The sequence below is a fragment of the Aquirufa ecclesiirivi genome (genome assembly GCF_011250515.1).
In the GTDB taxonomy this organism is placed as follows: Bacteria; Bacteroidota; Bacteroidia; order Cytophagales; family Spirosomataceae; genus Aquirufa; species Aquirufa ecclesiirivi.
In genome coordinates, this window is the sequence record NZ_JAANOP010000004.1 from 205,355 (window position 1) to 220,531 (window position 15,177).

12 protein-coding genes are annotated in these 15,177 nt (G+C 37.0%); 7 read left to right on the forward strand and 5 right to left on the reverse strand.

Features of this window, described 5'->3' with window-relative positions:
* Window positions 1-7 precede the first annotated feature (7 nt).
* Together G9H65_RS07600 and G9H65_RS07605 are read right to left on the reverse strand one after the other, a co-directional pair.
* Window positions 8-289 carry an antibiotic biosynthesis monooxygenase gene (locus G9H65_RS07600; RefSeq protein WP_166374738.1) on the reverse strand — a complete coding sequence of 94 codons (282 nt, stop codon included), beginning with the start codon at window positions 287-289 and terminating at the stop codon, window positions 8-10.
* A 49-nt stretch (window positions 290-338) separates the two neighbouring features.
* Window positions 339-929 carry a TetR/AcrR family transcriptional regulator gene (locus G9H65_RS07605; protein ID WP_166374739.1) on the reverse strand — a complete coding sequence of 197 codons (591 nt, stop codon included), beginning with the start codon at window positions 927-929 and terminating at the stop codon, window positions 339-341.
* A 258-nt stretch (window positions 930-1,187) separates the two neighbouring features.
* On the opposite strand from G9H65_RS07605, the gene G9H65_RS07610 reads away from it, so the two are divergent.
* The 3 genes from G9H65_RS07610 (at window position 1,188) to G9H65_RS07620 (ending at window position 7,259) form a co-directional block, all read left to right on the forward strand.
* Window positions 1,188-2,432: a serine hydrolase domain-containing protein gene (locus tag G9H65_RS07610; protein ID WP_166374740.1), complete on the forward strand. Its 1,245-nt coding sequence runs from the start codon at window positions 1,188-1,190 to the stop codon at window positions 2,430-2,432.
* 92 nt (window positions 2,433-2,524) lie between these two features.
* Entirely contained in the window at window positions 2,525-3,796 is a 1,272-nt protein-coding gene (locus G9H65_RS07615; RefSeq protein WP_166374741.1) for a purple acid phosphatase family protein, read from the forward strand.
* A gap of 154 nt (window positions 3,797-3,950) precedes the next feature.
* Complete coding sequence (locus G9H65_RS07620; protein ID WP_166374742.1) at window positions 3,951-7,259, forward strand: glycosyl hydrolase; 3,309 nt, start codon at window positions 3,951-3,953, stop codon at window positions 7,257-7,259.
* A 57-nt stretch (window positions 7,260-7,316) separates the two neighbouring features.
* Here G9H65_RS07620 and G9H65_RS07625 read toward each other — a convergent pair whose 3' ends face one another.
* A complete protein-coding gene (locus G9H65_RS07625) occupies window positions 7,317-8,225 on the reverse strand; it encodes a lipopolysaccharide biosynthesis protein (RefSeq protein WP_166374743.1) in 909 nt (302 codons plus the stop codon).
* Between G9H65_RS07625 and G9H65_RS07630 the strand changes: the two genes are divergently transcribed.
* The gene (locus tag G9H65_RS07630) at window positions 8,224-8,367 is read left to right on the forward strand and encodes a hypothetical protein (RefSeq protein WP_166374744.1); all 144 of its coding nucleotides are present in this window, start codon (window positions 8,224-8,226) and stop codon (window positions 8,365-8,367) included. The genes G9H65_RS07625 and G9H65_RS07630 overlap by 2 nt on opposite strands.
* A 31-nt stretch (window positions 8,368-8,398) precedes the next feature.
* Here the strand turns inward: G9H65_RS07630 and G9H65_RS07635 are convergent, their stop codons facing one another.
* Window positions 8,399-10,867 (reverse strand): SLBB domain-containing protein, encoded by a 2,469-nt coding sequence (locus tag G9H65_RS07635; RefSeq protein ID WP_166374745.1) that lies wholly within the window; start codon window positions 10,865-10,867, stop codon window positions 8,399-8,401.
* Window positions 10,868-11,331: 464 nt separating this feature from the next.
* Complete coding sequence (locus tag G9H65_RS07640; protein WP_205753274.1) at window positions 11,332-12,219, reverse strand: DUF4382 domain-containing protein; 888 nt, start codon at window positions 12,217-12,219, stop codon at window positions 11,332-11,334.
* 141 nt (window positions 12,220-12,360) lie between these two features.
* On the opposite strand from G9H65_RS07640, the gene G9H65_RS07645 reads away from it, so the two are divergent.
* From G9H65_RS07645 to G9H65_RS07655, 3 genes are all read left to right on the forward strand, one after another.
* A complete protein-coding gene (locus G9H65_RS07645; RefSeq protein WP_166374746.1) occupies window positions 12,361-13,098 on the forward strand; it encodes a sulfite exporter TauE/SafE family protein in 738 nt (245 codons plus the stop codon).
* Between the two features lie 137 nt (window positions 13,099-13,235).
* Window positions 13,236-13,811 (forward strand): GDP-mannose pyrophosphatase NudK, encoded by a 576-nt coding sequence (gene nudK, locus G9H65_RS07650; protein ID WP_166374747.1) that lies wholly within the window; start codon window positions 13,236-13,238, stop codon window positions 13,809-13,811.
* Window positions 13,812-13,917: 106 nt separating this feature from the next.
* On the forward strand, window positions 13,918-15,138 hold the full coding sequence (locus G9H65_RS07655) for a L,D-transpeptidase family protein (RefSeq protein ID WP_166374748.1): 1,221 nt from the start codon (window positions 13,918-13,920) through the stop codon (window positions 15,136-15,138).
* The last annotated feature ends 39 nt before the right edge of the window (window positions 15,139-15,177 follow it).

Here is a 15,177-nt window from a genome sequence, read left to right on the forward strand (position 1 = left end):
ATAGGCATTAAAGAATGCCAAAATCAACTTGTTTGAGGTAATTGAACTCCGGCGTTTTAACACCGGCATCTAGTCGGATTTGCTTGACTTCTGGTGAGTCGAAAAATGACTTGGCCTTTTCTATATCTTCCCAATGTGAAAAATGTACAACTTTATTTGGCTCATGTTGGAATTGTAATACTTGAAATGAAATTTCCCCAGCTGCTTTTCTTAAGTTAGCGGCTCGGTCAAATTGCTTTTTCCAGGATGCGTAATCGGCTACTTCATGGATAATAAGGACGTAGTTCATAAAATTGTATTTTTTATACCATTCGGTATATTTTTAGATAAATTTTTATTTATGCTTTTATGTTTCGGATCAATTTTTCTAGGAAGTCCATCGAATCATACAAAGCATTCAGGTTACCAGTTACTTTAGTTTGCATAAAGCTGCCTTGAATCAAAGAGGTAAGCACAGATATAAATTCTTGAACTTGAAGATCGGCTTTGATTTCACCTTCTGATATTCCTTTATTAATGAGGAATTCCAATGTTTTTCTCCAATAGGTAAAAGCTGCAGTGGCCTTGCTTCTCAAGAGAGGATGCGTGTCGTCAGCTTCGGTTGACGTATTCGTAATGGGACAGCCTGCAGCTAGGAAAGGTAATTTTAGAAAGCTTCTATAGGTTTGGGGATAAACTAATAATTTACCGATGATGGAAGTTTGTGTTTCCATTTGACTTTTTATGTAGAGGTTAACCCGCATAAAATTATAATCAAATGCGGCTAATGCTACTTCGTCTTTATTGTCAAAATTTCCATAAATACTCCCCTTCGTTAATCCCGTAGCAAAAGTTAAATCATTGATTGAAGTACCTGCATATCCTTTTGTATTGAATATGGGGGCAGTTTTTTCAATGATAAATTGCTTTGTTCGTGCTGCTTTCGACATCTTTTGTTTGCTAGGTGATGTAAATGTAATAAAATATACCAATTGGTATAAATATTAGGTTGATTATTTTCGAAAAGCATTTCAAGAATTTTTATGTTACTCTTTATTCGAACTTTATATTCAATTTATATAGTTCTTTGGCTAGTAGGAGTATTTTTCGTGAAGAGGCTACATTCATTTGCAAGACATGGTGCATGATTTTTATCTATTTATTGCTTAGCTTCAAGTCTAAATTTCAAAAAAATCAATTTTAGTGAAATGAGACTTAAACAATACCTGATATTCTTCGGATTTTGCTTCATATTCAGCACTTCCATTTTCGCCCAATCTTCCGAAAAAATAGTAGCTGGGTTATCACTTGAGCGCCTGCACCGCTACCATGCCTTTTTGCAAAAGGAAATTGATGAGCATCAGATACCTGGAGCTGTTAGTTTCATCATGAAAGATGGCAAAGTGGTCGACCAACGTGCCTTGGGATATAGCAATGCGGTTGACAAAGTGCCCATGAAGCAAGACGATCTTTTTTACATGCAATCCATGACCAAGCCTATCATTACCGTGGCTTTTATGATGTTGTATGAAGAAGGTCATTTTCTCCTGACTGACCCTGTTTCGAAATATATTCCTGAATTTAAAAACTTTCGTGTTGCCAAAGATGTCAATCAAGGTGCCAATGGAGAAACCGATAGTTTAAATAGCCCAATTACCATTGCCCAAATTCTAAGTCATACTTCTGGCATGACCCATGGATTGGCAACAACGGCTTTGGATCGGGATTTTAGAATAAAATATTATGGTATGCCCTTTCCTAAAAACATACAAGAGTTAGTTCTCAAGGCCACCAAAATTCCTTTGGTAGGGCAGCCCGGAAAACAGTGGAATTACAGTGCTAGTCCCGATGTATTGTCTGCCTTAATCGAAAAATTTTCGGGCATGAGTACGGCTGAATTTTTACAAGAAAGACTGTTTAAGCCCCTGGGGATGACAAATACCGGTTATAATTTAACGGATGCACAAGCCGCTCGAGTGGTTAAAGTACATCGTAATTCTCCAGATGGATCTTTGATTTTGACGACAAATCAACCTAAAACTTCGGGTAATGTCATCTGGTTTGGTACTCATAGCCTATTTTCTACTGCCAAAGATTACATGGAGTTTTGCCAAATGTTATTAAATGATGGCAAATGGAAAGGGAAACAATACTTAAGTAGAAAGACATTGGAATTAATGATTTCTAACCATGTGGGGGAAATGTATGAAAAACGAATTCCCGATCGTAAAGGGGAAGGTTTTGGTTTGGGATTTGCTGTATTAGAAAGTGTTAGCGGAAGTCAGGTCTTAGGAGATAAAGGATTGTATTTTTGGTCAGGCGCCAATAATACCCACTTTTTTATCAACCCGAAAGAGAAGTTAATCGCCATCATGCTAACTCAAAAAGACCCACATACCATTTATTACCATACCAAAATGCGCCAATTGATCCATCAAGCCATTGTGGATTAGTTGCCTTAGTTATTAGTTAATTCTGATTTATTAATAAATAATCCAATATGCCGAAGCCCCCAAGCCTTGGCATATTGATGTAAACCTATTTTATGAAACACTTTATTATCCTATTGGTTTTAGGGGCAATTCCTGCATGGGCCCAACAAGCAAAAATTGTTCGAGGACCTTATTTGCAAAATTTCACTAGCACCTCAGGTGTAATTCGATGGAGGACGGATGCACCTACCGACAGTCGGGTATATTATGGAAAAGAATTACCCAGAAATGCCAAATCAGTTCATGATGCCCGTTTGACGACGGAACATGAGGTGAAAATTTCCGGATTGCAAGCCAATCAGACCTATTTTTATTCCATTGCCAAATTAGAAAAAGTTTCCAATCAATTTGTGAAGACTTTGCCTAAACCTGGAAGTCAGCAGGTTATTCGGATATGGGCCTTAGGGGATTTTGGTACGGGTTCTAAAAACCAGTTATTGGTTCGAGATGCAGTCAAAGATTTTGTCAAAGAGAAGCCCATCGATGCTTGGATTTGGTTAGGAGACAATGCCTATGGAAGTGGCAAAGATGTGGAGTATCAAAAAAACGTATTTGAAATATATCAAGAGGATTTCTTTCCGAACACCAAATTATGGCCTAATCCAGGCAATCATGATTATAAGGATAATCCTGATTCCAAGAAATTGGCATATTATCAAAACTTCACCATGCCAATGAATGGAGAGGCAGGCGGTCTTAAATCGGGTACCGAAGCCTATTATTCTTTCAACATGGGAAATGTACATTTTGTGTCGGTTAATTCGGAAGAAACTTCGGAAGACGGAACTAGCATTGTGGATAGTACGGGTCAACAAGCTCAGTGGTTAAAACGTGATTTGGCAGCTAATAAATTACCTTGGACCATCGTCTATTTTCATGAACCTCCTTATTCGAAAGGATCCCACGATACAGATACGGATGAGGAAATGACGAGGGTACGTCAACAAATAGTACCTATCTTGGAGCGGTATCGGGTGGATTTGGTATTGGCAGGACATAGTCATTCTTATGAAAGAACGTTGCCAATTCGGGGGCATCTAGGTCAAAATGAGAGCTTTGATCCAAATAAGCATGTGTTTGCCAAGGAAATAAAACCTAATCATTACGTAGTTGATAAATCCTCAGCCCAAGGGACAATTTATATCGTAGCTGGTTCAGGTGGACAATTGGGGAAAAGTCAACCTAGTTTTCCATTGAAATCTTCAGCCTTTTCCACCGTAGCACTGGGAGGATCACTTATTCTGGATATCCTAGGTAAAAAACTAGTAGGTCAGTGGTTAGGATCTGATGGAAAGGTGCACGATGCATTCAGCATTCAAAAGTAAATTGAACTCTTTTTTTTAAAAATAAGGAGTGGTTTTTTCTTTAAGAATGTATAATGGATGCCAATTGATTGATTTAGTGGGTTTGCCCTAGGATGGACAATGATAGTTAGCTCAAATACCTTTGGTATTTTGCCACTACAAAACTGAATTATTCATGGTTAAGCGTAGCTATTTAGTAGCCCTAATAAGTCCTTTTATCATAAGCTTAGGCGTGCAAGCTCAGGATGCATTCAAGGCTGACTTTAAAACTCCTCCGAATGCGGCTAAACCAAGGGTATGGTGGCATTGGATGAACGGGAATATTACCAAGGAAGGAATTCAGAAGGATTTGGAGTGGATGGAGAAGTCGGGGATAGGTGGTTTTCAGAATTTTGATGCCAGTTTAATGACTCCCGTGGTGGTGAAAGACAAGCTAGGCTTTATGAATCCAGGCTGGAAGGATGCCTTTAAGTTTACAGCAGATTTAGCCCAAAAAAAGAACTTAGAAATGGCCATTGCAGGCTCTCCGGGATGGAGTGTAACGGGAGGCCCTTGGGTAAAACCCTCTGATGCCATGAAAAAATACGTGTGGTCAGAGACACGTATTAGTGGAGGCAAAGTGTTTACGGGAAAAATTCCTGCGCCATCATCTGTAACAGGTCCCATGCAAAATACCCCCGTGGAGGCTGGAGGATTTGGTGGTCCTGCTCCTGGTCCAGCGCCAGTGGTGCCTGAATATTACCAAGATTTTGCCCTAATAGCCTATCCTTTATCCCAACAGGATAAAACTTTGGGGAGTATAAATCCTACGTTGACCAGCAGTGGAGGTACATTTACTTTAGCTCAATTGACCGATGGTGATTTGCATAATTTTGGTATGTTACCACCTAAAAATGTGGGTGAAGAAACATGGATTCAATACGAGTTTCCAGAAATTCAAGAAATTTCCGCAGTGACCATTGCGAATGAAGGGTATGGCGAATTAGCGGTATTTAGAGGAGGACCAGAAAATCGCTTTCTTCAATACAGTTTGGATGGAATTACTTTTAAGCAAATTATCGCTATACCGGGCACTATCACTGCTCAAACCACCTTGTCATTTAGTCCTATTAAGGCAAAATATGTTCGCTTAGTGTATAAAATATTGCCTCCTGCCCCGGGTATGATGGCGATGTTTGGGGGTAGTCAAGACAATAGTCCTAAGGGAACCCAAGTTTCGGAATTTGTCGTTCATACAAGTCCTAAAGTGCATTTATTTGAAGGTAAAGCTGGATTTCAGCCTTGGGTAGAGTCCCCTGGCATTTCAACTTATAATCCTGTTGGACCTAAAACGAATCAAGTGGTGGATTTAACTGGTCAAATGAAAGCAGATGGTTCCATCTCTTGGAATGCCCCTGCGGGAGAATGGATCATTTATCGATTTGGGTATTCATTGACAGGTAAAAAGAATCACCCAGCTTCACCAGAAGCTACAGGTTTGGAAGTGGATAAGATAGACAGAGAAGCAGTAAGCCGTTATTTGAATAATTACTTAGACCAATACAAAGATGCTACGGGAGCTGATTTGATGGGGAAGCAGGGCTTGACGCACATGGTATTGGATAGTTATGAAGCGGGTCACATGACTTGGACTCCTGCCATGTTTGAGGTGTTTAAAGGGAAACGCGGCTATGATATGAAACCATGGTTGCCTGTATTAGTGGGTCAGATAGTTCAAGATCTCAAATCTAGTGAGAAGTTTCTGTGGGATTTTAGAAAGACCATAGGAGAGATGATTGTCGAAAATCATTACGAATTGATAGGGGAGATTTTGGCACAGCGAGGTATGAAACGTTATACAGAGTCACATGAAACGGGTCGTATCTTTTTAGCTGATGGAATGGATGTGAAAAAGAAAGCGGATATTCCTATGTCGGCCATGTGGCAACCCGGAGCATTGGTACCAGGTGCTGATGAAGAGATTAGAAGTAGAGCCGATATTCGAGAGTCAGCTTCAGTAGCCCATATCTATGGTCAGAATATTGTAGCGGGTGAATCAATGACTACCGTAGGGAATCCATTTAAACCACATCCTGGAACATTAAAGAGAACAGCTGATGTGGAAATGGCATCAGGCTTGAATCGATTTGTGATACATACGTCGGTGCATCAACCTTTGGATAATTTATTTCCGGGATTCACCTTAGGGCCATTTGGACAATGGTTTACTCGCCAGGAGACTTGGGCAGATCAGGCACGTGTTTGGGGAGATTATTTGGGTAGAAGTTCATATATGTTGCAGCAAGGTAAGTTTGTAGCTGATATCCTGTATTACTATGGAGAGAATACCAACATCACGTCCAATTATACTTTATCACTACCTTCAATACCTGCGGGTTATGAGTATGATTTTGTGAATTCTACTGCATTGAATAATGTCATTACAGCAAAAAACAAAAAATTGACGAATCCCAATGGCGGTCAGTATTCCGTGTTGGTCTTAGATCCGACGGCCAAACAAATGACTCTTTCGGTGTTGAACAGGATATTGCAATTAGCGAAAGAGGGTGTAACTGTGGCAGGACAAGCTCCAGAATATTCGCCAAGCTTAGTTGATCATGAACAAGAGTTTGCTAATCAATTGGCTCAATTGAAAAAATTATCGAATGTATATTTTGGGAAGAATTTGAAAGAGGTTTTGGCGCTCGTAAAGGTGTCAGAAGATGTTCAGATTTCGAATCAAAAAGCGGAGATTTTGTATGTTCACCGTGCTTTGGCGGATAAGCAGATTTATTGGTTGAATAGTCGTTCCAATGAACCAAATTCTGCGCAGGTTTCCTTCCGTGTGAGTGGAAAAGTACCTTCTATTTGGAATCCAGAGACGGGAGAAGTCACTAAAGTGGGTTATGAAATGAAAGGAGGGAGAACGATGTTGAACTTAGATTTTAGTCCTTGGGATGCTTATTTCATTGTATTTGAAGGAAAGGCTACGACATTAAAAGTAAGCTATCCGAAGCCACAAGTGGTGAAAACTCAAGCAATTGAAGGGCCATGGAAAGTTCAATTCCAAAAAGACAGAAGTGCTCCAGCTGAGGTTACATTGAATTCTTTGGTATCATTGAATCAGCATGAAAATGAAGGAGTTAAGTATTTCTCTGGTGCAGCTACTTATAGCAACAAGTATGAATTATTGAGTATTGCTCGTGGAGAAAGTATCAAGCTGGATTTAGGGGATGTGAAGAACTTAGCAGAGGTATTTGTGAATGGAATTAAGGTGGCGACACTTTGGAAAAAGCCATTTGTGGTAGATATTACTTCCCCTTTAAAAATGGGTAAAAATACGATTGAAATAAAAGTAATTAATTCTTGGGTAAACCGCTTGGTGGGTGACGCTCAGCCAGGAGCGAAGAAGATTACATTTACTTCCTTTCCTTTGATTCGTCCCAATAGTCAAACTGAAGAATCAGGTTTGCTGGGGCCAGTGAAGGTTTCAACTTACAAATAAAATGATAAATGATTGCTTAAAAATCCCCGGTATTTCCGGGGATTTTTTTTGTATCTACTATTTTAATTGATCCTTTATTTTTTGAAAATACTTTTTTGCTAAAAAGAAGAGAATACTTAAACATCCAAATAAAATAGAACCACCTAGGGCAGACTCCCTTTTTGATTTTTTAGTAATTTCTAGTGGTAATATTGGTTTATCTATGACCTGGATAAGAGGCGTTTCTTTTCGAAGCATCAATTTCCCCATTTCTAAATTTGTAAGCACTTGGGTTAACATAGCCGTAGTAGTTTGTACATCGATTTGTTTCTTAGCTCCTGTCGTTTTTCTGACATTTAATGCAGGATTTAGGTTATAAACATTGTCTACCGCCACGGCAACACCTGTAATAGCTGAATTTAATTCCATTCGAAGTGAATCAGCTTGATGTTGCAGAATATTGACGTTTATTCTAGATTTTTTACTTTTAGTTTCTCCATAAAAATCGGAGGTTTCTTGAATTAAATGCTCACAAAATAATTTGGAAAAAAGTTCATCGATAGAGTTTACTTCAATCTTTAAAATGGATATTTTAGCATCTGGTTGGAGTACGATTAAATGATCATTAATGATGTTTTTGTATAAAATAGCAATGGTTGAATCCTCTGTTCTACTGAAGTTTTTTAATTGATAAAAGGTTGTTTTATTCGGATAATCTTCCGCATATATTTGGTATATCTTAATATAATAATCAGCTAAAGTTGTCTCTTTAGAATTTATAGTGATAGGTTTTAATAATGTTTTACGAACCATCAGCTGGCTTTTCATTATTTCTAAAAGGTTTTGACCAGAAAATAAATTACCTCCCGCATCTCCACCTAGGTTTAGGCCTATTTGACTTGCTATTCCACTAACTCCAGCTCCAGGTCCTTTATCCTCTTCTAATGCAAAGGTCAATACCGCTTTATAAGTAGGTTTCTCATTCATGGCAAAGTATAGACCAGCACCAAAGCCGATCGCGGAAGCCAATGCGATGAAAATCCACTTATTTTTTAGAAAATGGTATAAATTGATGCCAATTTGGATAATATCCATGATAGAAATATTACCCTCTTCTTCTACGGATTGAATGTTTGATTCAGAATTAGTCGACATTTTTATTATTTACTAAGTAAAGAAATGGTGAGTAGGGTAGTACCTATTTGGGCAATCATTCCCGTATATTGTAAAATAGTTACTAATACATTGGCCTTAGGTTGGGTTAGTACTGGTACAACCACTTGACAACCAGGTTCTATCACTGGATTAAATCGGAAGAACCCAAAGCGTTTAATTTGTTTTGATCGGCCATTAGCATAAATGACATAGGCTTTACCTCGTATCGATTTATCGGTTACCCCTCCGGCAGATGATATACAATTTTTGATATTAAGGCCATTTTCAAATGGGATAATCGTTTCTTGAAAAACGGCCCCTGATATCTTAACTTGGTTATTTATTTTGGGTACAACCAATTCATCTCCATCTTTTAAAATAATATCAAATGTGCTACCAGGTTTCATGAGTATTTTATCTAGTTCTAGGGCTAGATAATTTATTTTCTTGGTCGTATTTGTTTGAGCATAACCATCCAGTGATTTAATCGAACCTTCAAATTTTATTTTCTCTAGCGAGTCTAAATAAGCCGAATTGTTATCAGATTCAAAATAATTTTTTTTGTTTTCATTTCGGATTAAATAAGCCCCTTTCAAAAAAGCGCTTGGTAGAACTCCTCCAGAACGTTGAATTAAATCGCTGATCCTCTCTGTTTTGGATGCTAATGAATATGTACCCGTAAAACGAATTTGACCAGTCAATTTGATTTGTTCTACATCATTGAAATTTTGATTTTTAGTAATGGAAATAAAATCAAAGGGTTCTAATTGGAAATTTTCAAAACCCTCCACTACGTTTAAATTAGCATCAATTTCTGAATTAAGAATTTGAGTTTTTGATTCAAGAGATTTGTCTGTTAAGGCCCCCCCCTTGTTTAGCGAACGAGCAATTTCAATTTTACTATTAGCTTTATAAGTAGTACCTCCAGCTAATCGAATTAAATCTTTTATCGTTATTCCCTCGTAATACATAAAGCTACCTGGTTTATGTACTTCACCTTGAACAGAAACTTTTAATTTATCTTTTAAATCAAAAATGGATGTTACATGAATAGAATCTTCTCTTTGTAATAAAATGTTTTCTTTTTGATCGTCCTCTAAAACTTTCTTTAAATTGATGTTGATGATTTCTTTGGTTAGGTCTGCTTTATTTCTGAATAAGTGTGCGCCATATAAATATGCATCTTCTTTTAACCCTCCAGATTTTTCAATCAAAGTTTTTATACGCAATCCTTCTTTTAACTCATAACTATCTGGGCGGAAAACAGCACCTCCAATTTTAATTCTATTTTTGAAACGATTTAATATTTTAGAGATGATAAAAGTACTGCCACCCTCTGGATGAAACGATGAATATTCGTTTTTAATTAAATCCTGGATAAGGAATTCTTCATCATTTTTTTTTATGACTTGTACACTAGCTTGATAAGCAAAATCATCAAATCCCCCAGAGTAATTTAATATATCATTGAAAGTTTCTTGAGCTTTAATTTCAAAAATTCCCGGTCTTTTAACAAAACCTTTCATTTCAATTCGATCCTTAAAAGGCGGAATACGTATGACATCATTCTCCTTTAATCCAACATTGTCCGATTGATCTCCATTGATTAAAAAATGGTACAAATCGATAGTTCGCAGTAATTTATTATTTCTGATTAATTCGATATTTCGATAAGTGCCAATTTTCGATGGTCCCCCAGCAATATTTAATGCATTGAATACCGTTGTTAAAGAACTGACATTAAAGGTTCCAGAATTATTTGCACCTATAATGGTGATGTGTATGGTTCTAATATTGGAAAGTGTAACTGATAATTTTGATTCGTTTGTTTTTAATGATTTATAAATATTCTTTTCCATTTGCTGCTTAATTTTACTTTGCGCAGCTTCCATGGTTAATCCACTAATTTTCACTAATCCTATGTTAGGAATAGTAATGTTGCCTTCTTTGGTTACACGTTGTTCCGTCGAAAATTCTTGAATGCCATACAACATTATTTTAAGGACATCATTGGGTCCTATTTCATAATTGTAAGGAGAGGCTAAGTTAGAATTAGCCATGAAATTCGACTTCTGCAAGAATAATTCAGAACCGAATATTAATGGATCTATTTCGGTATTATTTTTGGCACTTGGAGCTTCTATTTTTACCGAATTTTCAATTAGTTTTTCGTTTGAATTTTGTTGGTTGTTATTTTTTTGACCTTCAATTCTTTGACGAATCAATTCGAATTCCTCGCTGGGTAAGCCTCTTTCCAAAGCAGAGTTTTTAAGTTCATCCATGCCCATGTTGGAACTTTCTACTTGCGATTTTATTTTTTGAATTTCTGCGTCAGAAATTTGACTTGCTTTTATGGCACTTAAATTCTTTTGTGACAAGGTATTTAAATCTTGACCTGAAACAGGCAAAAATGAAAGAAAAAAGAGCAAGGAACAAGTATTAAGTATTGTGGAACTAAATGAATTTGATTTCATTTTGACGATTTAAATATGTAAAAGAAAATTTAAGGATATAATAATTTAGAAGAATCTCCCAAGTACACTTGTATACATGTCAGACGATATAGGTAATTTTTAGGTTAATGTGACTTTGTTTGGATTACGATCAAAATTTTAGATACATTTAATGAAATCAAGGCTTTGTTTTATAGTTGATTTAAATAAATAGCTAATAATATCATCGGAATTAACAGTTGATATTAGTTTATTCTTACATCTAATTTTCAATAATAAAATGCTGGAACAGGTTATTACAATCAAAGATAAAAAAATGGATTGTTAAAAGGAAATTAAGGTTATAAATGATTGGGCGTTAAATACTCGCCAACTATTTCTTTAGAAAAATATAAATATGGAGGGAAATATAAAATTCATTAGCCTTTCATTAAAAAAAATCGGAGTCCACTATATGTAGACCCCGATAATAAATTACTTCTGAATTACAATGCAATATTCAACGAGGTTGTTTTCTGACTTTGAACCACGATGGCACTAACTTGTTTCTCTACCGTTACTAAGCCGTTTGCGTTTTCAGATACAACGATCAAATCATAGCTTCCTGCTGCTAAGAATGCCAAAGTATAGGCACCTGTAGAGCTTATTTTGGTACTTGAAATTGCATTGGCAAATCGTACATTTTCACCACTTGGTTCAGCGCTTTCACTGTTCGTGTATTTGTCCTTTTCATAGGTATAAACCACGTATTTTTTATCCATTGCTAAATTACTCACTAATCCTGTGATTGTTCCAGATTGATTATTGACTGCAATTTTGATGGTTGGATTTAAAATATAAGTACTTCCAGATCCTGTAACCACAATGGATTTTCTTAAGTCGAAGTCGGCCGTAACTTCCACCACTCCATTGATCGGAACCGAAAAGTTTCCGTTTGCCTTGTACCCGGATGATGCACCGCTAGGTACAAATAATGGCATTTTTTCACCAGTATTGAGCTCTACATAACAACCTGGATTGCTGGGATTGTTCGTTCCTTTGGTTGGAGCATCTAGTTTAAAGCGTAATCCGGTATAGTTTCCAGATTTTAAGGTATAATTACCTAGTAGAGAAGTTTTTCCGTTTTGTAAATCTAGGATATTCACGACTTGTGGACTGGTAAAATCAGTAGCCGTTTCCCAGGATCCACCACTATTTTGGTATTCTAATCCCGTGAATGTCACATAAACGGCTTTAACATTGGCGGCGTCAATCGGGGCATCCGTAACGCTAAGGGCAAGCTTTCCTGTGCCATTCGTGAGATCATCTGATTTACAGGAAACAAACAAGGCAGAAATGATTAAAAGTGCTGAGAGTTGATTAGAGAGTTTCATTATTTTATATGGTTTTAAAATTTTAATGTTAACGCAATATTAGTTGTTAAATTTCATTAAAAAATGCTAAATTGTTCCAAATAAGGCATTTTTGAAGCCACATTTGGGCTCTTTGTCACCCTAATAGTTTAAGTCAAAGTCATGATGAGTTCACTAGTCGTTTTACTACTATTTTTAGCAATAATCGCATTTCTTTATTCATCGGTCGGACATGGAGGGGCAAGTGGATATTTGGCGGTGATGGCTATTATGGGTGTTGCACCTGCCATCATGAAACCTTCTGCCTTGGTCATGAATTTAGCTGTCTCGCTGTTTTCATTTATTGGATTCTATCGAGCAGGACATTTTAAGTTCAACTTATTTTGGCCTTTTGCATTAGCCTCTGTGCCTTTGGCCTATTTGGGAGGGACCATGACGCTGGCAGATTCGTTGTATAAGAAAATTTTGGCACTATGTATTCTGATTTCTATTTTCCGATTAATCTTTCAATTCCGAAACGAAAAGGAAGAAATTAAACCGATTTCTATTTCAGCAGGATTGGTTTCAGGTGGAGCCATTGGATTGCTTTCGGGTATGATTGGAATCGGGGGAGGGATTGTCTTAAGTCCTTTGATGCTGTTGATGCGATGGGCCACCCTAAAGCAAACGGCAGCAGTTTCTGCCTTGTTTATATTTGTCAATTCCTTATCAGGATTATATGGCCAAATTCAAAAAGGAGGAATTCAAGTGACTGAAAATTTTCCATGGACTATAGCGGCAACCATTTTGGGAGGACTCCTAGGTTCATATTATGGGAGTCAGAAATTCAATGTCCCTACACTGCGCTATCTCTTAGCCCTTGGTCTTATCATCGCTAGTGCTAAATTAATATTTACGTAATTTTGATTAGTGATGGTCAAAACTAAAAACTACTTGATTCTTTTTTGAATCTTTCCATTTATCATATTTCGACAATTCTAGATTGATTTGTCCCTTGAAACAACTTATTTCGTTCTTTCAATGAAATCATTTACTTTATGGCTCAAATAAAAATCACCCAAAGCGAAGTTCTGTCAGACAATTGGTACGTTTTGAGAAAAATTACTTACGAGTATACTCAGGCTGATGGAGGTGTACAAATACATCAAAGGGAAGCTTATGATCGGGGAAATGGGGCAACTATTTTGTTATACAATAAGGAAGCAGGAACGGTAATTTTAACCAGGCAATTTCGTTTACCTACTTATGTCAATGGAAACCCAGATGGCATGATGATTGAAGCCTGCGCTGGTTTATTGGATCAAGACAATCCCGAAGATTGTATTCGTCGTGAAACGGAGGAAGAGACAGGATATAAGATTACAGAGATTCAAAAAGTGTTTGAAGCCTATATGTCTCCAGGCTCTGTCACCGAGATTTTATATTTCTTTATTGCTGCATATGCTAAATCCATGAAGGTGAGTGATGGGGGAGGTGTGGAACATGAGCAAGAAAACATTGAAGTGTTGGAAATTCCGATCCATCAAGCTTTGCAAATGATTCAGTCTGGAGAGATTAAAGATGCCAAAACCATCATGCTTTTGCAGCACATTAAGCTTCAAGGGATTTTATAAAAATTGAAAACATCGTAATCATGTCACCTATTTTCTATTCTTCAATTAGAAAATGTATATTGGTCTATCATAAAAGGTGTTTGGGCCTTAAGGGGATTAATCATATATGGTGAATTATCGTAAATTTTTATGTTTTCTTTGTTTGGGGATATTGCTGAGTTTAGGACTTAAGGCTCAAACAGAATATTCTTGGTTATTACGTCCTCATGCCCTCCAGAGTTTGGATAGTTTATTACATCAGTCGCCTAGCATGGCACTAAAAACAACATTTTATCCACATGGTTTTTTGGATTCTTTGCTACAGCAACCAAAATCCATGCTCAGCTCAGATTCCTTGGCATTAGAAAAGAAAATCCAGAATCTAGCACAAGCTTTTTTTGAAGACCTTAGTTTTGGTAATCCCCGACCGACCTTTAAATTCCAAGGGTATGTTTTTGAATTGCGAAAGAATGAGGTTCGTCAATTGATGGTTTCTTATTTAAAAAACCAATCAATTGTAAGTTTAGTTAATTATTTAAATAATTCTTCTCCTGAAGTTAAATCCATCTTGGCTTTACTTCAACTCAAACAAGATAGTCTAGTATCTAATCCGACTAAAATAGCTCAATTGACATTGTCGGCCAATCATTACCGTTGGTTACATCACATTCGGAAAAACCAGATGTTAACTGTGGTTAATATTCCTGCCGCACAGTTGAAAGTTTATCAAGGGAATCAAGTTGCATTAAAAATGAGGGTGGTATTGGGTCGACCTGCTCGGCCTACTCGGGTATTAACTGCTCAGATCAAAAATGTGATTATCAACCCGAATTGGTATGTTCCACGAAGTATCGCTACAGAGGAATTATTGCCTGAGATACAAAAGAACATCCGCTATTTTTATGCCAGTCATTTGGACTTATTGGATAGAAACAATCAAGTCATAGATGCGAAAACGGTTGATTGGAAAGCCTTAAGTAAGAACTATTTTCCATATACATTCAGACAGAAGACGGGTGTTTGGAATACCTTAGGGATATTGAAAATCCCATTTGAAAATCCTTACCGATTGTACTTGCATGATACTTCAGAGAAGAAGCTATTTGCTTCTAGCAAGCGATTTTTCAGCCATGGATGTATCCGTTTAGAAGATCCCATTCGATATGCAAAAATGCTTTTGGGTCCTAATTCACGCGCGATAGATACTTTAAAGATCGAAGGACCATATTACAATATTCCTTCCAAATGGATTAAAGTCAATAAAACCGCTCCATTGATTATATGGTATAACCTGATTGATTTTGATGAGAAAGGAGAGGTGGTTTATTTGGAAAACATATATAAGTAGGGGGTGAGAATGAAGAATGTAGAATGAAGAATGAAGAAT